Annotated in this window: 23 protein-coding genes; 14 read left to right on the top strand and 9 right to left on the bottom strand. The window is 63.9% G+C overall.

The genetic code is table 11. From position 1 onward, the window contains the following. Position 1 precedes the first annotated feature (1 nt). The gene (locus IVA82_RS32065) at positions 2-1,744 is read right to left on the bottom strand and encodes a fumarate reductase/succinate dehydrogenase flavoprotein subunit (protein WP_247391005.1); all 1,743 of its coding nucleotides are present in this window, start codon (positions 1,742-1,744) and stop codon (positions 2-4) included. Positions 1,745-1,847: 103 nt separating this feature from the next. Continuing rightward, positions 1,848-2,621 carry a ferredoxin--NADP reductase gene (locus tag IVA82_RS32060; protein WP_247391007.1) on the bottom strand — a complete coding sequence of 258 codons (774 nt, stop codon included), beginning with the start codon at positions 2,619-2,621 and terminating at the stop codon, positions 1,848-1,850. 212 nt (positions 2,622-2,833) lie between these two features. Between IVA82_RS32060 and IVA82_RS32055 the strand changes: the two genes are divergently transcribed. The 5 genes from IVA82_RS32055 to IVA82_RS32035 all read left to right on the top strand — a co-directional run bounded on the left by IVA82_RS32055 (position 2,834) and on the right by IVA82_RS32035 (position 7,573). Continuing rightward, complete coding sequence (locus IVA82_RS32055) at positions 2,834-3,139, top strand: gamma-butyrobetaine hydroxylase-like domain-containing protein (RefSeq protein WP_247391008.1); 306 nt, start codon at positions 2,834-2,836, stop codon at positions 3,137-3,139. Between the two features lie 284 nt (positions 3,140-3,423). Beyond that, positions 3,424-4,197 carry a Crp/Fnr family transcriptional regulator gene (locus IVA82_RS32050; protein WP_247391010.1) on the top strand — a complete coding sequence of 258 codons (774 nt, stop codon included), beginning with the start codon at positions 3,424-3,426 and terminating at the stop codon, positions 4,195-4,197. A 180-nt stretch (positions 4,198-4,377) separates the two neighbouring features. Beyond that, positions 4,378-5,799, top strand: a complete 1,422-nt coding sequence (locus IVA82_RS32045; protein ID WP_247391012.1) for an ABC transporter substrate-binding protein — start codon at positions 4,378-4,380, stop codon at positions 5,797-5,799. 35 nt (positions 5,800-5,834) lie between these two features. After that, positions 5,835-6,704 carry an ABC transporter permease gene (locus IVA82_RS32040; RefSeq protein ID WP_247391046.1) on the top strand — a complete coding sequence of 290 codons (870 nt, stop codon included), beginning with the start codon at positions 5,835-5,837 and terminating at the stop codon, positions 6,702-6,704. Then, positions 6,701-7,573 (top strand): ABC transporter ATP-binding protein, encoded by an 873-nt coding sequence (locus tag IVA82_RS32035; protein WP_247391015.1) that lies wholly within the window; start codon positions 6,701-6,703, stop codon positions 7,571-7,573. The genes IVA82_RS32040 and IVA82_RS32035 overlap by 4 nt, the downstream gene beginning before the upstream one ends. Positions 7,574-7,797: 224 nt before the next feature. Here the strand turns inward: IVA82_RS32035 and IVA82_RS32030 are convergent, their stop codons facing one another. The 3 genes from IVA82_RS32030 to ald all read right to left on the bottom strand — a co-directional run bounded on the left by IVA82_RS32030 (position 7,798) and on the right by ald (position 10,618). Continuing rightward, the gene (locus tag IVA82_RS32030) at positions 7,798-8,856 is read right to left on the bottom strand and encodes a putative sulfate exporter family transporter (protein WP_247391017.1); all 1,059 of its coding nucleotides are present in this window, start codon (positions 8,854-8,856) and stop codon (positions 7,798-7,800) included. A gap of 129 nt (positions 8,857-8,985) precedes the next feature. Beyond that, positions 8,986-9,204 carry a hypothetical protein gene (locus tag IVA82_RS32025; RefSeq protein ID WP_247391019.1) on the bottom strand — a complete coding sequence of 73 codons (219 nt, stop codon included), beginning with the start codon at positions 9,202-9,204 and terminating at the stop codon, positions 8,986-8,988. Between the two features lie 298 nt (positions 9,205-9,502). Next, positions 9,503-10,618, bottom strand: a complete 1,116-nt coding sequence (gene ald, locus IVA82_RS32020; RefSeq protein WP_247391020.1) for an alanine dehydrogenase — start codon at positions 10,616-10,618, stop codon at positions 9,503-9,505. 142 nt (positions 10,619-10,760) lie between these two features. On the opposite strand from ald, the gene IVA82_RS32015 reads away from it, so the two are divergent. From IVA82_RS32015 to IVA82_RS31990, 6 genes are all read left to right on the top strand, one after another. Continuing rightward, entirely contained in the window at positions 10,761-11,240 is a 480-nt protein-coding gene (locus IVA82_RS32015; protein ID WP_247493691.1) for an Lrp/AsnC family transcriptional regulator, read from the top strand. 157 nt (positions 11,241-11,397) lie between these two features. After that, positions 11,398-11,889: a (2Fe-2S)-binding protein gene (locus IVA82_RS32010; RefSeq protein WP_247391024.1), complete on the top strand. Its 492-nt coding sequence runs from the start codon at positions 11,398-11,400 to the stop codon at positions 11,887-11,889. Further along, positions 11,886-12,902 carry a xanthine dehydrogenase family protein subunit M gene (locus tag IVA82_RS32005; protein WP_247391025.1) on the top strand — a complete coding sequence of 339 codons (1,017 nt, stop codon included), beginning with the start codon at positions 11,886-11,888 and terminating at the stop codon, positions 12,900-12,902. Before IVA82_RS32010 ends, IVA82_RS32005 begins: the two co-directional genes overlap by 4 nt. Positions 12,903-12,909: 7 nt before the next feature. Continuing rightward, positions 12,910-15,114 (top strand): xanthine dehydrogenase family protein molybdopterin-binding subunit, encoded by a 2,205-nt coding sequence (locus IVA82_RS32000; protein ID WP_247391026.1) that lies wholly within the window; start codon positions 12,910-12,912, stop codon positions 15,112-15,114. Between the two features lie 101 nt (positions 15,115-15,215). Continuing rightward, complete coding sequence (locus IVA82_RS31995) at positions 15,216-17,573, top strand: Orn/Lys/Arg decarboxylase N-terminal domain-containing protein (RefSeq protein WP_247391027.1); 2,358 nt, start codon at positions 15,216-15,218, stop codon at positions 17,571-17,573. Between the two features lie 6 nt (positions 17,574-17,579). Continuing rightward, a complete protein-coding gene (locus IVA82_RS31990; protein WP_247391028.1) occupies positions 17,580-18,158 on the top strand; it encodes a GNAT family N-acetyltransferase in 579 nt (192 codons plus the stop codon). A 3-nt stretch (positions 18,159-18,161) separates the two neighbouring features. On the opposite strand, the gene IVA82_RS31985 is transcribed toward IVA82_RS31990, so the two are convergent. After that, on the bottom strand, positions 18,162-18,374 hold the full coding sequence (locus IVA82_RS31985; protein WP_187435889.1) for a hypothetical protein: 213 nt from the start codon (positions 18,372-18,374) through the stop codon (positions 18,162-18,164). 235 nt (positions 18,375-18,609) lie between these two features. Next, entirely contained in the window at positions 18,610-19,659 is a 1,050-nt protein-coding gene (locus IVA82_RS31980; RefSeq protein ID WP_247391029.1) for a hydroxyacid dehydrogenase, read from the bottom strand. A gap of 268 nt (positions 19,660-19,927) precedes the next feature. Here IVA82_RS31980 and IVA82_RS31975 point away from each other — a divergent pair, with 268 nt between their 5' ends. The 3 genes from IVA82_RS31975 to IVA82_RS31965 are packed head-to-tail and all read left to right on the top strand — an operon-like array spanning position 19,928 to position 21,530. Further along, entirely contained in the window at positions 19,928-20,494 is a 567-nt protein-coding gene (locus IVA82_RS31975) for a thiamine pyrophosphate-binding protein (RefSeq protein ID WP_247493690.1), read from the top strand. An 11-nt stretch (positions 20,495-20,505) separates the two neighbouring features. Beyond that, complete coding sequence (locus IVA82_RS31970) at positions 20,506-21,114, top strand: thiamine pyrophosphate-dependent enzyme (RefSeq protein WP_247391037.1); 609 nt, start codon at positions 20,506-20,508, stop codon at positions 21,112-21,114. Positions 21,115-21,152: 38 nt separating this feature from the next. Next, a complete protein-coding gene (locus IVA82_RS31965) occupies positions 21,153-21,530 on the top strand; it encodes a VanZ family protein (protein WP_247391038.1) in 378 nt (125 codons plus the stop codon). Positions 21,531-21,572: 42 nt separating this feature from the next. Here IVA82_RS31965 and IVA82_RS31960 read toward each other — a convergent pair whose 3' ends face one another. Together IVA82_RS31960 and IVA82_RS31955 are read right to left on the bottom strand one after the other, a co-directional pair. After that, a complete protein-coding gene (locus IVA82_RS31960) occupies positions 21,573-21,956 on the bottom strand; it encodes a DUF1236 domain-containing protein (RefSeq protein WP_247391040.1) in 384 nt (127 codons plus the stop codon). Positions 21,957-22,046: 90 nt separating this feature from the next. After that, complete coding sequence (locus tag IVA82_RS31955) at positions 22,047-22,961, bottom strand: 2-hydroxy-3-oxopropionate reductase (RefSeq protein WP_346658817.1); 915 nt, start codon at positions 22,959-22,961, stop codon at positions 22,047-22,049. Positions 22,962-23,220 lie beyond the last annotated feature (259 nt).

The following is a 23,220-nucleotide window of genomic DNA, read 5'->3' as shown; positions in this document are numbered from 1 at the left end:
ATCAGGCGGTGGCGCGGATGCGCTGCTTGTCGTAGAGGTCCTTCTCGTCGTCCGCGATCGGTACGACATAGGGCTCCACCGCGCGCTTCTCGCTGGTCATCTTGCCGTCCTGCTTCGACAGCAGGGTGTGGCAGAACCAGTTCTCGTTGTCCTTCTCGGGAAAATCCGTGCGCCAGTGATAGAGGCCCCAGCGGCTTTCCTCGCGGTACAGCGAGGCATGCACGGCCATGTCGGCGCAATCCATGATCGACTGCACTTCGAGCGCACGGAGCAGTTCGTGCGCGTTGCGCGCGATCATGCGCACCTGCATGTCCTCGCGCGCCTCGGCAAGACGGCGCATGCCGAGCTCGTATTTGCGCGTGACCTTCGGCGGCTGGAGATAGTCGTTCACAAGGCGCCGCGTCTTGTATTCGATCTGGTTCGGCGGAATGCCGTCCTCGCGCCTGGTTGGCGCCAGCACGCGGTCGCGCTCCCTGGCGATGTCGGCGGTGTCGAACTCAGCGAAATCGTGATTTTCGGCGAACTCCATCGCGTCGATGCCGGCAACCGAGCCGTTGGTGAAGGCACCCAGCATGTAATTGTGCGGCACGCTCGCCATGTCGCCGGCTGCATAGAGGCCGGGCACGGTGGTGCGCGCATTGTCGTCGACGAACACGCCGGAAGCGCTGTGGCCGGAGCAGAAGCCGATCTCCGAGATATGCATCTCGATCGACTCGCTGCGATAGTCGACCCCGCGCCCCTGCTGGAACAGACCGCGCGTCGGCCGCTCCACCTTGTGCAGCGTAGATTCGATCTCGGAAATGGTGTCGGGATGAAGATGCTTGAGCTGAAGGAACACCGGGCCCTTGCCGGACAAGAGCTCATTGTAGAACTCCAGCATCATCTGTCCCGACCAATAGTCGCATTCGATGAAGCGCGAGCCCTCGTTGTTGGCGGTGAAGGCGCCGAAGGGGCCGGCGACATAGGCGCAAGCCGGGCCGTTATAGTCCTTGATCAGCGGGTTGATCTGGTAGCACTCGAGATTCGCGAGCGCTGCGCCGGCGTGATAGGCCATGGCATAGCCATCGCCGGAATTGGCGGCGTTCTCGTAGGTGCCGAACATGTAGCCGGAGGTCGGCAGGCCCAACCGGCCCGCAGCGCCCATGCACAGGATCACCGCCTTGGCCTTGATCACCAGGATCTCGGCGGTGCGGGTGTTGACGCTGATCGCGCCGGCAATGCGGCCGTCCGCGGATTTTAAGAGCCGCGTCGCCATGTAGCGATTCGAGATCAGGATGCGGGCGCGGCGGAGCTGGCGGTACAGCGCCTTTTTTACGGTCTCGCCATTCGGCATCGGCAGCACATAAGTGCCGATGTGGTGCACCTTCTTGACGGCATAGTCGCCGTTCTCGTTCTTCAGGAAGCGGATGCCGAAGCTGTCGAGCTCTTCGATGATGCCAAAGCAGTTCTGCGCATATTTATAGACCGCCTTCTGGTCGACGATGCCGTCGTTAGCGATGGTGATTTCCTTGGTGTACTGCTCCGGCGTCGCATAGCCGGGGATGACGGCGTTGTTCAAGCCATCCATGCCCATCGAGATCGCGCCGGAGCGCTTGACGTTGGCCTTTTCGAGCAGGACGACATTGGCCTTCGGGTTCTTCAGCTTCGCTTTGAGTGCCGCCATCGGGCCGGCCGTGCCGCCGCCGATGACCAGCACGTCGCAGGAAACCTCCGAAAGTCCGTCGACGATCTGATCTAGTGCCATCGCTTGCTCCTGGTTCGCCGGCAGGTCCGGCGCCTTTGCATCAGATTTGTTCAGAGGGCTTTTCGGCGATAGCAATTAGTTGTCGCCGGGATGCGATTTGTTCTCATCGCTCGACGAAAGCCTTCTCAATGACGAAATGGCCGGGCTGACTGTGGTTGCCCTCCGCAAAGCCGCGCGCGGAGAACATAGCGTGCAGCTCCTCCAGCATTCCGGGGCTGCCGCACAGCATGATGCGATCCGTCGCGATATCGAGACCGGACTGCGCGATATCATCGAACATCTGGTTGGAGGCGATCAGGTCGGTGATACGGCCGCGGTTCCTGAACGGCTCGCGGGTGACGGTGGGGTAATAGACCAGTTTGTCGCGGATCAGCGGCCCGAAGAATTCATGATTGCGCAGGCCGTCGACGAGGTGCTCGCCATAGGCGAGCTCGGAGACCTGGCGGCAGCCATGGGCGAGCACGATGGTCTCGTAGTTCTCGTAGACGTCGGGGTCCTTGATCAGGCTGGCGAATGGCGCGAGCCCTGTGCCGGTCGAGAGCAGCAAGAGGCGCTTGCCGGGAATGAGATTGCCGGTGATCAGCGTGCCCGTCGCCTTGCGGCCGACCAGGATAATGTCGCCTTCGCTGATCTTCTGGAGGCGCGAGGTCAGCGGGCCGTCCTCAACCTTGATCGAGAAGAACTCGAGCTCGTCCTCATGGTTGGCGCTGGCCATGCTGTAGGCCCGCATCAACGGCTTGCCCTCGACCTCCAGCCCGATCATCGCGAACTGGCCGTTCTGGAAGCGGAAGCCGGGATCGCGCGTCGCGGTGAAGCTGAACAGCGAGTCGGTCCAGTGCCTGACCGACAGAACCGTTTCCTTCTGAAATGCGCTCATCCGTCGTCTCTCCTTACCTGCGATGGGCGCAAGGTTTCGAAGACGGAGGACTCGGGCAACTCCGAACTGAAACTGCCGGTCGATTAGTTTCACATTTTGCGGGCGATGATGGAAGAGGAGGCAGCCGCGCTCCGCCTTTGCACGCGCGCTCTGGCAATTAGTTGCTATTCGCGCTCGCCCGCGGCGGCGTAGAGAAAAGCCGGAGGTTCGTCATGACCATGACCGCATTGGTGGCGCCGACCGTGGCCGACTACGAGGCGAGCGCCGATCTTGCCACGCTCCGCGTCCGCACCACGCAGGATGATCAACTGAGCCTGCCTGCCGAGCAGCTTCGCCTCTCCTGCAAATGCGCCCACTGCACCCGCGCCCGCTTCGACGGCCGTTTCCCCGAGCGCTTTCCGGGCATCGCCATCACCGAGATCGGCGATCTCGGCTACGGGCTGAACATCTCGTTTTCGGACGGGCATAACCGGGGGATTTATCCGAAGGCGTATTTGCTGAGTTTGGCGGGGCGCTAGTCCCATACTCATACTCGGTGTCGTCCTGGCGAAGGCCAGGACCCATTACCCCAAGAGCCCGTTGCCACAACCGGGTGTGGTCACGGGGCGCGCAACAACACGCGCCTGTGGTAATGGGTCCTGGATCAGCACTCGCTCCGCTCGCTTGTCCAGGACGACGGCTTTATGCATATCGCCGGTCCTCAGTCACAAACTACATTAACGGTTCGCCCATCCGACCCTCCGCCCATCTGGCACGGACATTGCTCAGCTTTAGAACGATTTGAACGTTCCGGAGGCAGAAGATGTTGCAGGCGGCCAATGTGGTTCGCGGGACGGTTCCCGCAACGGTCCGGCCTGCCGGCGGCTCATCGCTGTTGCTCACCGAGAACCAGCAATGGATCGGCGGGCCGCCGCCGCTGATGGACAAGCTCAGCCAGCGCGAGCGGGAGCTGGTGCTGAAGCAGGGCCGCCGCAAAGTGCTCAATCGCGGCCAGACGCTGTTCAGCCAGGGCGGCAAGCATGACGGCATCTGGCTGATCGAGAGCGGCCGCATCCGCGTGTTCTACACCTCCCCATTGGGGCGCGAGATCACGCTGGCCTACTGGCATGTCGGCAATTTCGTCGGCGGGCCCGAAGTGTTCGAAGGCACGGTGCATCAATGGTCCGGCGTTGCATCCAGCAATTGCAGCGTCGTGCACCTGCCCGGAAAAGAACTGCGCACGCTCGCCATGGAGATCCCGAACCTGGCGATCGGCCTGATCGAGGGCCTGACCTTCAAGGGCAAGTGTTATTCGGCCCTCGCCCAGATGCTAGGCACGCGCTCGATCACGCAGCGGCTGGCGCATCTGCTGCTGCACCTGGTCGAACTCTACGGCGTCGAGGATGCCGACGGCCGGGTGATCGCGGCGGCCTTCACCCACGCCGACATCGCCCACATGGTCGGCGCCACCAGGCAATGGGTCACGATCAGCCTGAAGCGGATGCAGGAGAAGGGAATCGTGCTGACCAAGCGCTCCCAGATCGTGGTCTGCCGGCCGGACGTGCTGGAGGAGATGCGTGGACAAGGCTCTGACTAGAAGGCCTGCAACCGGGGTCGGTGCCCAGGCAAGCGGCTTTATAATGCAGGACTGCCCAAGGAGTATGCAATCAGCTTTTCCCGGCAACTAATCGACTGCAACGCCCATTCCGGATTTGCCCTGTCCGCGCCCTCACCCAATCATGGCAACCACAGCACATCCAACCGAATGAGGATGAGAATGGTTCGCCATCTTCCCACGCTCTCGATCGCGACGTCGGTGACGTCGCTGGCGCTACTCCTCGCGCAGCCGGCCTGGGCGGAAACGGTGACGCTCGGCATTGGAACGCAGGACACCACGACCAACACGGTGACCGCCGGCGTCGTCATCCGCCAGCTGCATCTCCTCGAAAAATACCTGCCGAAGGACGGCAAATACGCCAACATCAAGTTCGAGCTGGAGTGGCAGAATTTCACCTCCGGCCCGCCCGTCACCAACGCGATGATGGCGAACAAGCTGCAGATCGGCATGATGGGCGACTATCCGCTGATCGTGAACGGCTTCACTTTCGACAGCAACCCCGAGAGCAAGAGCCGCCTGATCGGCATTGCCGCCTACAGCCTGTCGGGTTCCGGCAACGGCATCGTCGTTCACAAGGAGTCGCCCTACTACGATCTCGCCGATCTCAAAGGCAAGCTCGTCAGCGTGCCCTTCGGATCCGCCGCGCACGGCATGGTGCTGAAGGCGATGCAGGACCGCGGCTACGCATCCGACTTCTTCCAGCTCGTCAGCCAGAGCCCCGAAGTCGGCTCGACCAATCTCCAGGAAAAGAAGATCGACGCGCATGCCGACTTCGTTCCCTTCGCCGAGTTGCTGCCGTTCCGCGGCTTTGCACGAAAGATCTTCGATGGCGTCGAGACCAATCTGCCGACCTTCCACGGCATCGTGGTCCGCACCGATTTCGCGGAAAAATACCCGGAAGTCGTCGTCGCCTATCTGAAGGCAGTCGCCGCCGCCAATCAGTGGCTCCGCGACGATCCAAAACTCGCTGCTGAAAAGATCCAGGAGTGGACCGGCATCAGCAAGGAGGTCGTCTACATCTTTCTCGGTCCCAGCGGCAACATGACAACCGATCCTTCGATCAGGCCGGCGCTGATCGATGCTGCGACCGCCGACGTCAAGGTGCTGCAAAACCTCGGCCGCATGAAGGAGTTCGATCCCAAAAAATGGGTCGACGACAGCTACATCCGCAAGGCCTATGCCGAGATGAAGCTCGACTATGACGCCCAGCTCGGCAGCACCAGGAACTACGAAATCTCGGGCGAGGACAGCTTCTGCAAGAAGCCGATCTCCGATCCGCGCAAGTCTGGTGAAGTCTGGGTCGACGAGGCCGGCATCCTGGCCTTCTCGTCTGCCAGCTGCACGTTAGGGGCCTATGCCGACTTCAAGGCCAAGGGCAAGAAGATCAACATCGCCTACGTCTTCGATACCACCCGCGGCATCAAGCTGTTCGCCGACCAGGCCTTCTTCGCGGTCGGCAATGGCGATGTCGCACCCTTCCTGCTGAAAAAGGATGCCGAAGCCTATGCGGCCAAGATCAGCGGCAAGGTGCTCGGGTTCGACGACGCGGTGAAGGCGGCAGTCAGCGGAGGCAAGACGTGAGCAGTCCCGCCATCCTCAGACAGTCCGAGGACAGCATGCCGGCAACAACTGCAATCGACGAGGCGGGCCCCGCGCCCGCCGCAGCGGCCACGGCGGCGCCCTCCTTCGGCACGCTCGCGCTGCGCTGGTATCGGCTCAACCGGGCGGGACTGCGCGCGATCGCGATCGGCATCATCTCGCTGCTCGCCTTCCTGCTGGTTTGGCACCTGCTCACGACCTATCGCGTCGTGTTCTTCGTGCGCTTCACCAACGTGCCCTCGCCGCTCGCGGTCTATGCGAGTTTCACCAAGGCGATCCACGATCCGAAATTCCTGATGCACATCGTGCTGAGCTGCCGGCGCATCTTCATCGGCTTTTCGCTCGCGGCCATCGTCGGCGTACCGCTCGGCCTGATCATGGGCCGCTTCAAGCTGGTCCATGAGTTCGTCTTCCCGGTGGCAGAGGTGCTGCGGCCGATCCCGGCGATCGCATGGGTCCCGATGGCGATCATGCTGTGGCCGACCAACGAGCAGAGCATCGTCTACATCACCTTCCTCGGCTCATTCTTCCCGATCCTGGTCAACACGCTGCACGGCATGTCGCTGGTCGATCCCGTGCTGGTGCGCGCAGCGCAATGTCTCGGCGCGCGCGAACGCGCGATCTTTCGTGAGGTGTATTTCCCGGCTTCGTTGCCGCACATTTTCACCGGCCTCACCGTCGGCATGGGCGTGGCATGGGTGTCGCTGATCGCGGCCGAGATGATCTCGGGCCAGTACGGCATCGGCTATTTCACCTGGGAGGCCTATTCGCTGGTCCAGTATGCCGACATCGCGCTCGGCATGATCGCGATCGGCGTGCTCGGCCTCGGATCGAGCATGCTCATCAGGTGCGCGGGGCAGTTGGTGATGCCGTGGAGGCTGAAATGAGCGAGATCCTGATCAAAGCACCGCAGGGCCATATCGAGGTCAAGAATTTCTCGCTCAGCTACGACAGTATCGAGGGACCGGTTGAGGCGGTCACCGACACGCAGATTCATGTCAACCCGGGTGAGTTCGTCTCGATCGTCGGCCCCTCAGGCTGCGGAAAGTCAACGCTGCTCAATGCCGTCGCCGGTTTCCTCAAGCCGACCACGGGCGTCGTCACCGTCGACGGCGAAAGGGTCAACGGCCCCAGCGCCGAGCGCGGCATGGTGTTCCAGCAATATTCGCTGTTTCCCTGGAAGACGGTGCGGGAGAATGTCGAGTTCGGCCTGAAGATGCGCGGCATGGCGCGTTCGCAGCGCGAGCGCGCGGCCCGCACCCTGCTTGGGCTTGCCGGCTTGGACGCCTTCGAGAAGCACTATCCGGAAAAGCTCTCCGGTGGCATGAAGCAGCGCGTCGGCATCGTCCGCGCACTCGCGACGGGGCCGAAGGTGCTGCTGTTAGATGAGCCCTTCGGCGCGCTCGACGCACAGACCCGCGTCATCATGCAGCAGATCCTCACCAACATGTGGCAGCGCCTGAAGATCTCGGTGCTGTTCGTCACCCACGACATCGACGAGGCGATCTTCCTGTCCGACCGCATCTACTGCATGACCGCGCGTCCCGGCTCGATCAAGGCCGAAATTCCCATCCCGCTGGAGCGCCCGCGACAGCAGTCGATGATGATGTCCTCTGAGTTCCTGGCGCTGCGCCGCGGATTGATGTCGCTGATCCGTGAGGAAAGCATCAAGGCGATGGGCGGCGAGATCACCGATCTCGGCATGCAGGGGCTGAACATCGAGCTGCACGGGCACTCGCTGGCGGATGTGATTTAGCTCTTCTTCTTCAACGCTTGCGCGGTGCCTTCCCTTCTCCCTTTGTGGGAGAAGGTGGCGCGAAGCGCCGAGGGGTTCTGTCCTCGAGTTCGAGCTTCGAGAGAAGTGTGCGCGGACAGAGACCCCTCATCCGACGCGCTCAGGAGCGCAATTGCGCTCCAAAGCGCGCCACCTTCTCCCACAAGGGGAGAAGGAAGACGAGTTCGCGGCAGCAGTTCGCCCCTTCACTTGAACCAGTGCACCAGCGCGATGCTGATGCCGAGCAGCAGCATCAGCGACAGTGTCACTGCGGCTGTGACGCGGCCGCCGACATTGGCGAGCACGCGGACGTCGACGCCGAGGCCTAGCGCCGCCATCGACACCACCGTGAGAAAGCTCGTGATCTTCGTCACCGGGCCCACCACGGTGCCAGGCACGATTTCCAGCGAGCGCAACGTCGCAAGCGCGAGGAAGCCGAGGATGAACCACGGGACTAAGCGGAAGAAACCGACATTGGTCTTCTTGGCGCCGGTCTGCCAACGCGAGACGACCAGCGAGAGGCCGACGACGACCGGCCCCAGCATCAACACGCGCATCAGCTTGACCAGCGTGCCGATCTGCGTCGAGACGAGGCCCGCCGGCACCGTCGCCGCCAGCACCTGCGGCACGGCGTAGACGGTGAGGCCCGCGAGGATGCCGTATTGCGTGGCGGACAGTTGCAGCAGCGGAATCAGCAGCGGCAGGCCCAGCACCATCATCACGCCGAGGATCGCGGTGAAGGAGATCGAGGATGCGATCTCGTCGTTGTTGGCGCCGATGATCGGCGCCACGGCTGCAATCGCCGAATTGCCGCAGATCGAGTTGCCGCAGGCGATCAGGATCGACAGCCGCGTCGAGAGGCCGAGCATTCGACTGAGGCCAAAGGACACGCTGAGCGCGACCACGACCACAGCAGCGATCGATGCCAGCAGCGCAACACCCGAGGCGGCAATTGCGGCGAAGCTGATGGAGGCCCCCAGCAGCATCACTGCGACTTCGAGCAGCTGCTTGGCGCTGAAGGCGATGCCGGCCTGCCAGCGCGGCGCGGGCTTCCAGAAGCTGCGCAGCGCCATGCCGAGCAGGATCGCCATCACCAGCGCCTCGACATAGGGGTGCTCGAACACGCCCAGCTCCGCCCGCTCCAAGAGGGCCGAAACGCCGGCCACAACGATGCAGAGGAGAATGCCGGGAATCAGCGCAACAATGCGGCTTGCGGCGGTGGTCGGCTTGGCCTCGGCCGAACTGGATGCTTGATTCTGCGACACAAATCTCTCCCGGAGGAGAAGGATTTATACGCAGCGCCGTCCGATTGGGAAATATGTTTTCGACATATCAGGACCGAGGGGAAGTTCTATCCTCAGCCGGGATGGTTCGCCTCAGAAACTAGGCTGGCCTCAGAAGATCAGGCTTCTGGCGAGCGAGGCCACGCGGCTGAAGCCGTCATAGACGCCCGGCTCAAAGAAAGCCGCACGCGCCAGCACGATTCCCGCCACCAGCGACCAGAACAGGCCAGTGCCGGCCCGCAGCAGCAGCTTTGACGTGCGCGACTGCGGCTGGGTGTCCGTCGCGGACACCAGGCGCTCGCCGAAGGGCTCAAATCCAGTGCGTTCCATAGCAAGGCCAATCCATCAATCTGTCCCGGAAATGTCGTCGTTTCGGCCCCAAACAGCAATGGAAGCGATTGGCGTTTTTGCCCCACGGAGAGAAAACTCCTTCCGCCTGAGATGCCCGCGGCAATAGTTTTCTTCTTTTGAGCGATTTGGCGACCCAGGAGCCGGCTACAACGCCAGATAACGCCGCCGGATCGCCCGTGAGATCGCTAGAGGGTTGCCATGCCCAAGCCGCGTGTTCGAATCTACTCCGACTACAAGAGCTCCTACGCGTTCGTCGCCAACAAGCGCCACATAACGTCTACGCCGCCAGCCCGCCTCCGACCGGCGCGCATTCCAGGCCCAGGCTCTCCGCCACCGCCTTGTTGGTGATGCGGCCGCGATGGACGTTGAGCCCGTTGCGCAAGTGAACATTTTCCAGCACGGCTGCAAAGCCCTTGTTGGCCAGCATCAATCCGAACGGCAGCGTCGCGTTGTTCAGCGCCTGGCTCGACGTCACCGGCACCGCGCCCGGCATGTTGGCGACGCAATAATGCACGACGCCGTCGATCTCATAGGTCGGATCAGTATGTGTGGTCGGGCGCGAGGTCTCGAAGCAGCCGCCCTGGTCGATCGCGACGTCGACCAGCACGGCGCCGGGCTGCATCGATTTCAGCATCTCGCGCGTGACGAGCTTTGGTGCGCTGGCGCCCGGCACCAGCACTGCGCCGATGGCGACATCGGCGGCGAACACCTCCTCCTCCACCGACTCGATGGTCGAGAAGCGGGTGCGCACGCGTCCCGTGAAGAGATCATCGAGCTCGCGCAGCCGGGGAATTGAGCGGTCAATTACCGTGACCTCCGCGCCCAGCCCCGCGGCCATGCGCGCCGCCTGCGTTCCCACCACGCCGCCGCCAAGCACCACCACGCGCGCCGGCTGCACGCCGGGCACGCCGCCGAGCAGCAAGCCGCGACCGCCGGCGGAACGCTTGAGCGCGGCGCCGGCGGCCTCGATGGCGAGGCGGCCGGCGACTTCGCTCATCGGCGCCAGCAGGGGGAGGTGACCGGCCGCGTCGGTGACGGTTTCATAGGCGATCGCGGTGCAGCCGGACGCGAGCAGGCCCTTGGCCTGTTCGGGATCGGGCGCGAGGTGAAGATAAGTGAACAGGATCTGGTTTTCGCGAAGCTGAAGCCATTCGCTTTTCTGCGGCTCTTTCACTTTCACGATCATGTCGGACTTGGCGAAGACGTCGCCGGCGCTGTCGGCGATGGTGGCCCCTGCCCGCCGATAGACATCATCCGAGGCGCCGATGCCGCTGCCGGCGCCGGTCTCGACCGTCACCTGGTGCCCGGCCGCGACATATTCGCGAACCGCCCCGGGCGTGAGCCCGACGCGATATTCCTGCACCTTGATTTCCCTCGGCACACCGACACGCATCTTGAGCTCCTTCCAACGTCTCTGATTCTCCTCGTGATCGTAGCGACGTGGCCGGTTTGGTTTCGTGCAAATATCCGCTAGGTTTGGCATCCCCACGCCGGTTTCGGGCGTGGCAGAGCCCTTTCATGCTGGAAACCAAACCTTGGCCCTCGACCGGAAAGATCTCGCCATCCTCGCGGAACTCACGGCCAATGCGCGGGCGAGCCACACCGAGCTTGCCAGCAAGGTCGGGATGTCGAGCACGGCGCTGGCGCGGCGGCAGAAGGCGCTGGAGGACGACGGTTATATCCAGGCCTACCAGGCCGCGCTCGATCTGGCGCAGTTCGGCCTTACTACAACGGTGCTGGTGCGCATCGCGCTGGAGAGCCAGAGCGACGAGGCACTGAAGGCATTCGAGGCGGAGGTGGTAAAGTGCCCGTCCGTGGTGCGCTGCTTCCTGATGTCGGGCACCGACGATTACATCCTGATCGTGCTTGCCCGCGACATCCAGGATTTCGAGCGCATCCATCGCACCGAACTGTCGCGCCTGCCGCGCGTGGCGCGGGTGCAATCGAGCTTCGCGCTGCGCGAGGTCGTCAACCGCGCCGTGCCGACCGTGGTGTTCGGCGAGACGAAGCGTTGACCCGCTTCTCCGCGAGATAATCCGACTCTGGAACCAAGCCGCGGGTCGTCCGTTGGGCGCTATTGGTCAGCGGAGACGACGAGCCCTCGCGTCAGCATGCCTGACTCCGGCTCGGCCTCCATCGCAGGGAACACGAGCCCCTCGCAGGGAAAACGACATGGCCGAAGCCGCACATCAGATCGCCGAACGCATTCCGATCAATCTTGTCGTCAATGGCGTCGGGCGCACGCTCAACCTCGTACCCTGGACCACGCTCCTGGATGCGTTGCGCGATCATCTCGCGCTAACCGGCACCAAGAAGGGCTGCGATCATGGTCAGTGCGGCGCCTGCACTGTGCTGGTGGACGGCCGGCGCGTCAATTCCTGCCTGACGCTCGCGGTCATGATGGACGGCGCCGAAATCACCACCGTCGAAGGCCTCGCCAGCGACGGCACGCTGCATCCGCTGCAGCAAGCCTTCATCGACCACGATGCCTTCCAGTGCGGTTATTGCACATCGGGCCAGATTTGTTCGGCGGCCGGCTTGCTCGCCGAGGGCCATGCCCGAGACGCCGACGAGATCCGGGAGCTGATGAGCGGAAATCTCTGCCGCTGCGGCGCCTATCCGAACATCGTCGCCGCCATCCAGCAGGCAATGGGCCGGCCATGAACAATTTTCAGTACTCCCGCGCCACTGACGTCACCGATGCCATCCGCCTGCTGGCCGCCAATCCCGGCGCCAGGCTCATCGCCGGCGGCACCAACCTGATCGACCTGATGAAGGAGAATGTCGAGCGTCCGTCCCGGCTCATCGACATTTCCCGCCTGCCGCTACGTAACGTGGAGGAGACGGCCGACGGCGGCCTGCGCATCGGTGCCCTGGTGCCAAACTCCGACCTCGCCTACCATCCGCTGATCGAGCAGCGCTATCCCCTACTCGCCAGCGCGATCCTGGCCGGCGCCTCGGCGCAATTGCGCAACATGGCCTCCGTCGGCGGCAATCTGATGCAGCGAACGCGCTGTGCCTATTTCTATGACACGGCGACGCCCTGCAACAAACGGAATCCCGGCAGCGGCTGTTCGGCACTCGACGGCCTCAATCGCAACCATGCGATCCTCGGGACCAACGCCTCCTGCATCGCGACCAACCCGTCCGACATGAGTGTAGCCCTGGCCGCGCTTGATGCCCTGGTGCACATCGCCGGGCCCGCCGGCGAGCGCACCATCGCGCTGACCGATTTCCATCGGCTCCCCGGCGATACGCCGCATGTCGACACCAATCTTGGCGCCGGCGAGATCATTACGGCCATCGAACTGCCGTCGCGCGGCTTTGCTCAGAACTACAGCTATCTGAAGATCCGTGACCGGCTGTCTTATGCTTTTGCTCTGGTCTCGGTTGCATCCGCGCTCGATCTGGACGGCAACGCGATCCGTCAGGCGCGCGTGGCGCTCGGCGGCGTGGCTCACAAGCCCTGGCGCAGCCTCGAAGCCGAAGCGGCGTTGCGCGGCAAGGCGGCAACGCCGGATCATTTCTCGCACGCTGCGGATCTGCTGCTTCAGGGCGCGACCGCCCGGGCGCATAACGGCTTCAAGATCGAGCTCGCGCGCCGCGCCATCGTGCGGACGCTGACGCAGGCCGCGGACGCCACGCCGCAATCCCAGGCTCACAAGAAGATCGCATGAGGGATCGATGAACGCCTATGTCGGAACGCCAACGTCCCGCGTCGACGGCCGGGCCAAGGTCACCGGCGCCGCCAAATATGCCGGCGAATTCGCGGCTGACGGGCTCGTCCACGGCTTCATCGTCGAAGCCACCATTCCACGCGGGCGCATTGCCAGCCTCGACACCAACGCAGCGCTGAACGTGACCGGTGTGCTCGACGTGCTGACGCATGCGAACCGTCCGCCGCTCGCGGGCAATGATCAGGCCTGGAAGGACGAGGTAGCGCCCGAGAAAGGCTCGCCGTTCCGTCCGCTGTATGACGACACGATCAAGTTCAACGGCCAGCCGATCGCACTGGTCGTCGCGGAGGATTGGGAAACTGCGAAATTCGCGGCCACGCTCGTACGTGTCGAGTATGAGCCGCACGGCTTTGCAACCGATCTCGAAGGCGAGCGCGGCAACGCCGCCGAGATGGACAAACCGCTCAAGCCGCGAGGCGACGGCGCAGCGGCCCTTGCTCGAGCGGCCGTGCGCCACGAGGCCGACTACGTCATCCCGACCGAGCATCACAACCCGATGGAGCTGTTCGCGACCACAGCGGTCTGCGACGGTGGTGGCAAGCTCACGGTGTACGACAAGACGCAGGGCGTCCAGAACGTCCACAAATTTCTCTGCGCCGTGTTCGACAAGAAGCCGGATGATATCCGCGTGGTCTCGCCCTATGTCGGCGGCGCGTTCGGCTCCGGCCTGCGGCCGCAACACCAGGTGGTGCTGGCAACACTCGCCGCGCTCGCGCTAAAGCGGTCCGTTCGCGTCGTGCTGACGCGGCAGCAGATGTACGGGATCGGCTACCGTCCGATGACGATCGAGCGCGTCGGGCTCGGCGCAAAATCCGGCGGTACGCTCGACGCGGTCACGCACGAGGCCATCGCCGTCACCTCGCGCTACGAGGATTTTGCCCGCAACGACACCGGCTGGGCCGAACAGCTTTATAGGAGCCCCAACAGCAGTTTCTCCCACAAGCTGGTCCACCTCGATGTTGCCACGCCCTGCGACATGCGCGCACCAGGCGCCGCTTCCGGCGTCTGCGCGCTCGAATGCGCCATGGACGAACTCGCCGTCGCGCTCAAGCTCGACCCGATCGAACTGCGGCTGAATTGCTATTCGGATCGCGACCAGAGCGAAAACCTGCCCTACACCAGCAAGCAGCTGCGCGAATGCTACGCCCGCGGCGCGGAGGCCTTCGGCTGGAGCCGGCGCAATCCCGCGCCGCGTTCGATGCACGACGACCATGAGCTGGTCGGCTGGGGCATGGCGACAGGCGTGTGGGAAGCCCTCCAGATGCCGGTCGCAGTCCGTATCGCGCTGACGTCGAACGGCCATGCCGAGGTGTCTTGTGCCGCATCGGATATCGGCACCGGCACCTACACCGTCGTGGCGCAGGTTGCCGCCGATGCGCTCGGCCTGCCAATCGAGAACATCAGCGTCAGGCTTGCCGACTCTACCCTGCCGCAGGCGCCGGTCGAAGGCGGCTCCTGGATGGCCGCCTCGAGCGCACATGCGGTGCTCGCAGCGGCCGAGGAGGTGCGCAAGGAGCTGCTGAGCCTGGCCGGGAAAATGCCTGGCTCGCCGCTCGCCAACGCCGAGTTGGCCGATACGGTCCTGATCGACGGCAGCATTGCCAGGTCCAACGACAACAGCCGCGCGGTCTCGATCGCCGACGCGATGCGTCATGGCAATATCGAAACGATCGCGAAAGAGAAACTCAACCAGTTCGACGAAGACAAGAAGCACGCGCGCAATACCCATTCGGCAGTGTTCGCCGAGGTGAAGATCGATGAGCAGCTCGGCGTCATTCGCGTCACGCGGATCGTGAGCGCCGTCGCGGCCGGGCGGATCCTCAACACCATGACCGGCCGCAGCCAGATCATGGGCGGTGTTGTCTGGGGGATCGGGATGGCCTTGCACGAGGAAACGGTGATGGACCACCGCTTCGGCCGGATCATGAACGCGAACATCGCGGAGTACCACATCCCCGTGAATGCCGATGTTCACGACATCGACGTGATCTTCGTCGACGAGCCGGACGCGCACATCAACACACTTGGCGTCAAGGGGCTTGGCGAGATCGGCATCGTCGGCGTCCCTGCGGCCATTGCAAACGCCGTCTACCACGCCACCGGCAAGCGCATCCGCCGGTTCCCGATCACACTGGACAAGCTGCTTGGCTGAGCGCCGGTCATCCGGGCCGCATCCGACAGGCTCGATCCGCCGTCATCTGATTGTCATCGAATGTGCCGAGAGCTGTTTCCTTCGCACATTCGGGACATGACATGGACTATTTCAAGCGCTTCAACTTCCTGTTCGCCGCACCTGTGTTCGACGCCGACGATCTCGAAGGCGTCCGCTTCAACCAGATCATCGAGGAGATTCAGCGCTCCGGCTTCGAGGTGGTCCGGGCTCGCAAGCTGGAGGATGCCGAGATGGCCGTGCAGACCGATGCCGCGATCGGCTGCATGGTGATCGACTGGGGCAAGAAGGGCCTGGAGGGCAAGACCTCGTCGCTGATCAACCTGATGCGCCGCCGCGGACTCGACTTCCCAATCATCCTGCTGATCCGGCGCAAGCGTTTCGAGGATTTGCCGGTCGAGGTGCTCGATTTCATCGACGGCTATGTCTTCCTGTCCGAGGAAACGCCGACCTTCATCGCCAAAAACCTGATCAGCCGACTGAAGCAATATGCCGAGACGCTGAAGACGCCGTTCTTCGGCGCGCTGGTCGACTACGCCGAGGAAGGCAACCAGCTCTGGACCTGTCCGGGCCACAATGGCGGCGTATTCTACAATCGCAGCCCGATCGGGCGCGTCTTCGTCGAGCATCTCGGCGAGTCCGTGTTCCGCGACGACCTCGACAATTCCGTGCTCGACCTTGGCGACCTCCTCACCCATGAGGGCCCGGCGCTGAAGGCGCAAAAGGAAGCCGCCGCGATCTTCGGCGCGGAGAAGACCTATTTCGTGCTCAACGGCACCTCCACCTCGAACAAGATCGCGCTCGGCGCGCTCGTCACCGACGGCGACCTCGTGCTGTTCGACCGCAACAACCACAAGGCCGCCCATCACGGCGCGCTGATGATCAATGGCGGCGTCCCGGTCGACGTGCCGACTATCCGCAACGCCTGGGGCCTGATTGGCCCGATGCGCTGGGACGCGCTCGAGGAGAAAGCCTTACGCGAAGCGATCCGCAATCATCCGCTGGTCGAGGATCGCGACGCCTGGCGCAAGGAGCGTCCGTTCCGCGTCGCCGTCGTCGAGCAATGCACCTATGACGGCACGATCCACAGCGCCGAAATGATCTTGAAGCGCATCGGCCATCTCTGCGACTACATCCTGTTCGACGAGGCCTGGGCCGGCTTCATGAAATTCCACCCGCTCTATGCAGGCCGCTTCGCCATGGGGCTGGCGAACCTTCCCCCCGAAGCGCCCGGCATCATCGCGACGCAATCGACGCACAAGCAGCTCGCGAGCTTTTCGCAGGCCTCGCAGATCCACATTAAGGACCGCCATATCCGCGGCCAGAAACGGCGCGTCGAGCACCGCCGCTTCAACGAGAGTTTCATGCAGCACGCTTCGACCTCGCCGTTCTATCCGCTGTTCGCCTCGCTCGACGTCGGTGCGCAGATGATGAAGGGCCGCTCCGGCGAGGTTTTGTGGGACGATACGATCCGGCTCGGCATCGAGCTGCGCAAGAAGATCCGCGCCATGCGCCGGGAGTTCGAGGAGAAGGAGCAGAATCCCGACCGTCGCTGGTTCTTCGAACCCTTCGTTCCCGATCGTGTCGCCATTCCCGACGTCAGCCGCCCGGGCGCTGCGCATAACGTTGCCTGGGAGACGCTCTCCACCGACGAGCTCGCCACCAATCCCGCGCTGTGGCAGCTCTCGCCCGACAGCACCTGGCACGGCTTCCCTGGCCTCAGCGAGGGCTTTGCCACGACCGATCCGAACAAGCTGACGCTGCTCACCCCCGGCTTCGACCGCAGCACCGGCGCCTACGCCGAGCACGGCATTTCCGCGCCGGTCGTCGCGCAATATCTGCGCGAGAACCGCATCGTTCCCGAAAAGAACGACCTCAACTCGCTGCTCTTCCTGCTCACGCCGGGCGTCGAGGCGAGCAAGGCCGGCACGCTGATCTCGGGCCTCGTCGCCTTCAAGAAGCTGCATGACGACAATGCGCTTCTGGCTGACGCTATCCCCGAATTCTACCATTGGCGGCAGGCGCGCTATGCCGGCATGCGGCTGCGCGATCTCTGCGGCGAGATGCACCGCTTCTTCCGCGCCGCCGACGTCAGCGCGCTCCAATCGCGGCAGTTCATGCCCGAGCACATCCCGGAAATCGCGATGTCGCCGCGCGATGCCGCTCGCTTCCTGTTCCGCAACGACGTCGACTATTTGCCGATCGAGGCGATCGCGGGCCGCATCGCCACCACGCCTTTCGTGGTCTATCCGCCCGGCATCGCCACCATTGTGCCCGGCGAGCGGCTGACGGAGCGGGCAAAGCCCATGGTCGAATACCTCAAGATGTTCGAGGTATGCTTCAATATTTTTCCGGGCTTCGACGTCGAAATCCAGGGCGTCTACAAGGAGGTCGACGCCAACGGCCGCATCGGGCTCTATACGTATGTCGTTGCCGAGTAAGTGCCGATGAACGATGCAGCCGCAATGCGCGCGGATGACGAGCCGGTCCTGGTCCGGCCCTCACGCGAGGCCGATATCGAGGCGATGCTGGCGATCTACCGCCATCACGTCCGCAATGGGGTGCCCCGTGACGTCGAGGGAACCGGCGCGCCGGAGCCGGACGATTTGCGCGACCGGCGCAAGAACCTGAAGCAGACCCGCCTGCCGCACCTGGTCGCGACCTTTCGCGGTGAGGTGGTGGGTTACGCCTATGCAGTGCTGTTCCGCAAGCGCCCCGCCTATCGCTACACGGCCAAGCACTCGATCTATGTGCACCACGACTATCTCGGCCATGGTGTCGGACGCCTGCTGCTCCAGGAGTTGATCGACAACTGTGCCGCGGCCGGCTTCCGCCAGATGATCGGATATATCGATGCCGACAACGCGCCCTCGCTGGCGCTACACGAGAAGTTCGGCTTCGCGCGCGCCGGCTTGTTGTGCGGTGTCGCCTATCGCCACGGCCGCTGGTCCGACACCGTCATGATGCAGCGCTCGCTCGGCACCGGCGCAACCGCGCCGCCGCCGGCAACGGCTCCCGGCCGATAGGCTTCAGGACGGAAAATCGGCCGCTCTTATCTGGATGCGGTCGGCATGCAGGGACCAATGATGCAACGCCTGGTCCTTGCAGAACCTGGCCTTTGCCCGCTCCTTGGCTTCATCCTCATCGGAGGCGTCGATCTCGAGCGTGCCCTGGCACACCTCGATCTGCCGGCCGTACTCGCCGAGCACGTCCTTCATGAACCTGACGACATAAGTTGACATGGGACCTCCTGCTCTCCCCGGCGGCACTCTAATCCTGTTTAGCCTCGATGCGGGAGAGGGATTTTGACGCGGATCAAGGTCAGGCTGCGGTTCCAGCCCGCGTCATCCCGGGCGCGAGGAGCGCGAGCTAAGATGCGCAATTGCGCATCTGAGAATCCTCGGGCAGCTTGGACAATGGACAAATCATTCCGGGCTCGTGACTGCGTCGCGCCCCGGAATGACAATGTGGCTGTCCCTACCCCGGCATCACGCCGAACGCCTGCTTGAAACGCTCGGCGTATCGCGGCCAGACCTCGGGATTGATGATGCGCGGCGGGCGCTTGCCGTCCAGCGTGTCCAACACCTGTTCGGCGGCGATCCGGCCCATGTTCCGGCGCGCCTCGATGGTCACGCCTGCGGTGTGCGGGCTTGCCAGCACGTTGTCGAGTTGGAGCAGCGGATGCTCCGGCGGGGGCGGCTCCTTGGACCAGACGTCAAGGCCGGCGCCGGCGATGCGCTTGTCGCGCAACGCCTGGAGCAACGCATCCTCGTCGTGGATGAAGCCGCGCGCCGTGGTGATGAAATAGGCATGCGGCTGCATCAGTGCAAATTCGCGCACGCCGATCATGCCGCGGCTGCCCTTGTCGAGCGGACATGAGATCGAGACGAAATCGGCGCGGCGCAATAGCTCGTCGAGCTCGACCTTCTCCCCGCCCCGATTAGCCATGACCTCGGCCGTGAGGTACGGGTCATAGGCCAGCACCGTCATGCCGAGCAGGCCCTTGCACAGCGCGGCGATGCGGCGACCGACATTGCCGAGCCCGACGATGCCGACGGTCTTGCCCTCGACCTCGTTGCCGACCAGCTCGTTACGGTTGACGTCGCGCTCGCGGCGCAGGCGTCGGTCGGACTGGATGATGCGCTTGGATAGCGTCAGCATCATCGCCAGCGCGTGCTCGGCGACCGAATGGGCATTGCCTCCGGACTGGTTGACGACGAGCACGCCCGCATCCGTGCAGGCCGCGACGTCAACGGGGTCGAAGCCCGCGCCATTGCTGGAGACGAGCAGCAAGTTCGGCGTGCGCTTCAGGAAGGCGGCATCGACATGAAAATGCGGCGCGAGCTCGTCGCGGGCGGCGCCGATCTGGTAGACATGGGCCGCTTCGATGATCGGCAGATAGAAGTCTTCGAGGCTCTCGTTCTCGATGCGGTCGAGCCGGAGATCGGGCCGCGCCTTCAGGATGTCGATGTAGATCGGATTGGCCAGATATTTGACGTAGAAGACGCGCTTGCTGTTGACGGACATCAGGACCCTTCCGGCTCTCTCGAGGAGATCCGCAAGGCCAGCGCGTCGCGCCCCCTCCATGCGTCACTCCCGCTTCTTGTCGTTGCTACCACCTATGACATGGCGGCGCCGGCCACCGCAGGCGGTCAGGCGCAGATCACGGTGCCGGCCGGGACATGTTGACAATCCCGCTCGCTCCGTCAAGTTCGGCAGACCGCCGCGACGGCTAAGACGACGCCTAAGACAATGGCAAAGACCAAGAAGCACGCGCGGCTGAAGGGAGAACGCAATGGCGATTGCGGAACAGCAGGCCTCGCCCCAGGCGGCGCAGGCATCCGGCGACAAAACCTGGCACGGCATCGTCCTGCAAACCCTGAAGCGGAACGCGATCAGCCTGATCCCCTACGTGCCCGACCGCGTGCTGACGCCGCTGATCAAGAACCTGCATGCCGATCCCTCCTTCACCACCTTTGCCACCGCTCGCGAGGAAGAGGCGGTCGGCATCGTCTCGGGCGCCTGGATGGGCGGACGGCGCGGCGCGGTGCTGATGCAGACCTCCGGCTTTGCGACGCTCGCCAACGTGCTGGCTTCGCTCGCGGTGCCCTACCAGATCCCGCTGATCATGTTCGTCTCCGAGCGCGGCACGCTCGGCGAGTTCAATTACGGCCAGTCCCTGGTCTGCCGCACCATGCGCCCGGTGCTGGATTCACTGGCGCTGGAGCACCACACCATCACCCGCCTCGACGAGCTCGAATTCATCGCCGACCGCTCGATCAAGCAGGCCGTCACCACGCAGGCGCCGGTGGCGCTGATCCTCAACCCGCTGCTCACCGGCGGCAAGGTTTTCGACAAGTGAGGCCGGCTCAAATGAATGCAGACTTGGACACGCGCAACACCAAAGTCATGAACCGGTTCGATATCACCTCGCGCCTGATCGCGAAGCTCAAGCACGAGGAAGCCGTGATCGGCGGCATCGGCAACACCAATTTCGATCTCTGGGCCGCCGGCCACCGCCCGCAGAATTTCTACATGCTCGGCAGCATGGGCCTCGCCTTCCCGATTGCGCTCGGCGTGGCGCTGGCCCAGCCCGAGCGCCGCGTCTTCGCGCTCGAGGGCGATGGCTCGCTGCTGATGCAGCTCGGCGCGCTCTCGACGATTGCGGCGTTGAAGCCGAAGAACCTCACCATGATTGTGATGGATAACGGCATCTACCAGATCACCGGCGCGCAGCCGACGCCTGCCGCCGGCGTCGCCGATGTGGTCGCCATCGCCGCCGGCTCGGGGCTCGCCAACAGCGCCTGGGCCGCAGATGAGGAGGATTTCGAGCGCCTGGTCGAAGAGGCGATGTCCGCCTCCGAGCCGAGGCTGATCGCCGTCCGCATCGACGACAAGCCTGGGGTCGGCACCACCCGCCGCGATCCCGTGCAGATCCGTGAGCGCTTCATGCACGGCCTCGGCGTGCGCGAGCCGCTTTAACGTTTCGTCATTAACTAAATTCGTGCTATGCGGACCGGATGTCCATTTTGGTTCGCACTTTTGCCTGGCTGCTCGCCGCCGCCGTGACTTTTTCAACCCTCGGGCCGCCTGGCCTGCGGCCTCATTCCGAGCTCGGCCAGGACGGCGAACATGCGCTCGCCTTCGTCCTGCTCGGACTGGCTTTTGGCCTCGCCTATCCGCACCGCCGCCTGGCCACCGCAGGGGTCGCGGTGGTCCTGATCGGACTGCTCGAGTTGATGCAGTTTTGGGCGCCGGGGCGTCATGCGCGGCTGGAGGATTTTCTGGTCGACGCGCTCACGGCGTGCTTCGGCTTTGCGCTCGCGGCTGCCGCCGATTGGGTCATGACGCGCTTTCGCGCAAGCCAGGCCGTCACAAGCGAAGGCCCCGCGGAGTGACGCTCCGCAGGGCCTGATCCGTTTCGCCGATGCCCGCGTCGATCAGTCGATAATCTTGACGACGCGGCGTGTCCGCGGCTCGACGATCACGCGCCGGTCGTTCACGACCGCATAGCGGTACTCCGTGTAGTTCGGCACAGGGCGCAGCACCACGGTCGGAGGCAGCGGCTCGCCGACCACGACGCGCTCGTGAACCACCACTGAATTATCGCGCGGGATTCCGCCCAGAATCGCATTCGGGATTTCCAAGCCGGCACCCACGGCCGCACCGACGGTGCCGCCGACCATCGCGCCGACCGGGCCGCCGATATCACCGCCCGCACGCGCTCCGCTCCTGGCGCCTTCTTCGGTCGTCGACTGGGCAAAGGCTGCGCTCGACGCCAGCAGCGAGGCGGCAGCCAACGAAATCGCAAGACGGGTTTTCATGTCCTCGGTCTCCAGTGAATGTTGTGCGCCTTCAACCGCTGCAACCCATCATTGTTCCGGTTCCAACCATGAAAGCAGCCGCAACAAGAGTTACCCAGTAACGCTCGGCGCGGCGATTTCGTGGCCGGCCATCAGTTCCAGCGCGCGCAGCATTGCGGAGTGATCCCAGGCCTTGCCGCCATGCGCGGCGCAGCACGAGAACAGCTGCTGCGCCACCGCCGTGCTCGGCAGCGACAGGCCGAGCGCACGCGCGCCCTCGAGGGCGAGGTTGAGATCCTTCTGGTGCAGCTCGATACGAAAGCCTGGATCGAAGTTGCGCTTCACCATGCGCTCGCCATGCACTTCCAGAATCCGTGACGAGGCAAACCCGCCCATCAGGGCCTGCCGGACCAGCGCGGGATCTGCGCCAGCTTTCGATGCGAACAGCAGCGCCTCGCTCACCGCCCCGATCGTCAGCGCAACGATGATCTGGTTGGCAACCTTGGTCGTCTGCCCGTCACCATTGGCACCGACGCGGGTGACGTTCTTGCCCATTTTATCGAACACCGGCTTCATCGTGTTGAAGGCGCGCTCGGGGCCGCCGACCATGATGGTGAGGCTCGCAGCCTTGGCGCCGACCTCGCCGCCCGACACCGGTGCGTCGAGATAATCCGCGCCCAGCGCTTCGATCTTCCTGGCGAACTCCTTGGTCGCCAGCGGCGAGATCGAGCTCATGTCGACGACGATCTTGCCCTTGGAGATGCTGGCGGCAACGCCGTCCTTGCCGAACAGCACGGCCTCCACATGCGGCGTGTCCGGCACCATGATGATGACCGCATCCGCCTTCTCGGCAACCTGCATGCCCGAGTTGCAGGCAACGCCGCCCGCCGCAAGCAGCTCGGGCGCCACCGGCGCGACATCATGCAGGAGAACGCGATGGCCAGCGCTAAGGAGATGGCCGGCCATCGGCCGTCCCATGGTGCCAAGTCCGATGAAGCCGATGTCGATCATGTCTACTTCCTCTATGTTCTGGCTAAGTCGATCCGCGGACGCGGTGCACCTCTCCCGCTTGCGGGAGAGGTCGGCGCGGAGCGCCGGGTGAGGGTTCTGTCCACTGGGGGATTTTCTCGGCGTGCTTCAGCAAATCCCGTTGCGGAGACACCCTCTCCCCACCCCTCTCCCGCAAGCGCAGGGCTGTCCCGGGAAAATCACACATAGATGAGCTCCAGCTGGTCGAGAGAGAACCTGGGCTTTGGCTTGCTGGGATTGACTGGCGGAGGCTTGT

The organism is Bradyrhizobium sp. 142, from assembly GCF_023074015.1.
Lineage (GTDB): Bacteria > Pseudomonadota > Alphaproteobacteria > Rhizobiales > Xanthobacteraceae > Bradyrhizobium.
This window is presented reverse-complemented; position numbering and strand designations above follow the sequence as displayed.

Excerpts from the sequence above, each read along its gene's own strand:
- IVA82_RS31975 (WP_247493690.1), top strand. The coding sequence starts at position 19,928 with ATGGCGATTGCGGAACAGCAGGCCTCGCCCCAGGCGGCGCAGGCATCC.
- IVA82_RS32035 (WP_247391015.1), top strand. The coding sequence starts at position 6,701 with ATGAGCGAGATCCTGATCAAAGCACCGCAGGGCCATATCGAGGTCAAG.
- IVA82_RS32010 (WP_247391024.1), top strand. The coding sequence starts at position 11,398 with ATGGCCGAAGCCGCACATCAGATCGCCGAACGCATTCCGATCAATCTT.
- IVA82_RS31995 (WP_247391027.1), top strand. The coding sequence starts at position 15,216 with ATGGACTATTTCAAGCGCTTCAACTTCCTGTTCGCCGCACCTGTGTTC.
- IVA82_RS32065 (WP_247391005.1), bottom strand. The coding sequence starts at position 1,744 with ATGGCACTAGATCAGATCGTCGACGGACTTTCGGAGGTTTCCTGCGAC.
- IVA82_RS32025 (WP_247391019.1), bottom strand. The coding sequence starts at position 9,204 with ATGGAACGCACTGGATTTGAGCCCTTCGGCGAGCGCCTGGTGTCCGCG.
- IVA82_RS31990 (WP_247391028.1), top strand. The coding sequence starts at position 17,580 with ATGAACGATGCAGCCGCAATGCGCGCGGATGACGAGCCGGTCCTGGTC.
- ald (WP_247391020.1), bottom strand. The coding sequence starts at position 10,618 with ATGCGTGTCGGTGTGCCGAGGGAAATCAAGGTGCAGGAATATCGCGTC.
- IVA82_RS32050 (WP_247391010.1), top strand. The coding sequence starts at position 3,424 with ATGTTGCAGGCGGCCAATGTGGTTCGCGGGACGGTTCCCGCAACGGTC.
- IVA82_RS31965 (WP_247391038.1), top strand. The coding sequence starts at position 21,153 with ATGTCCATTTTGGTTCGCACTTTTGCCTGGCTGCTCGCCGCCGCCGTG.
- IVA82_RS31980 (WP_247391029.1), bottom strand. The coding sequence starts at position 19,659 with ATGTCCGTCAACAGCAAGCGCGTCTTCTACGTCAAATATCTGGCCAAT.
- IVA82_RS32060 (WP_247391007.1), bottom strand. The coding sequence starts at position 2,621 with ATGAGCGCATTTCAGAAGGAAACGGTTCTGTCGGTCAGGCACTGGACC.
- IVA82_RS31960 (WP_247391040.1), bottom strand. The coding sequence starts at position 21,956 with ATGAAAACCCGTCTTGCGATTTCGTTGGCTGCCGCCTCGCTGCTGGCG.
- IVA82_RS32005 (WP_247391025.1), top strand. The coding sequence starts at position 11,886 with ATGAACAATTTTCAGTACTCCCGCGCCACTGACGTCACCGATGCCATC.
- IVA82_RS32045 (WP_247391012.1), top strand. The coding sequence starts at position 4,378 with ATGGTTCGCCATCTTCCCACGCTCTCGATCGCGACGTCGGTGACGTCG.
- IVA82_RS32055 (WP_247391008.1), top strand. The coding sequence starts at position 2,834 with ATGACCATGACCGCATTGGTGGCGCCGACCGTGGCCGACTACGAGGCG.
- IVA82_RS32040 (WP_247391046.1), top strand. The coding sequence starts at position 5,835 with ATGCCGGCAACAACTGCAATCGACGAGGCGGGCCCCGCGCCCGCCGCA.
- IVA82_RS31970 (WP_247391037.1), top strand. The coding sequence starts at position 20,506 with ATGAATGCAGACTTGGACACGCGCAACACCAAAGTCATGAACCGGTTC.
- IVA82_RS32000 (WP_247391026.1), top strand. The coding sequence starts at position 12,910 with ATGAACGCCTATGTCGGAACGCCAACGTCCCGCGTCGACGGCCGGGCC.
- IVA82_RS31985 (WP_187435889.1), bottom strand. The coding sequence starts at position 18,374 with ATGTCAACTTATGTCGTCAGGTTCATGAAGGACGTGCTCGGCGAGTAC.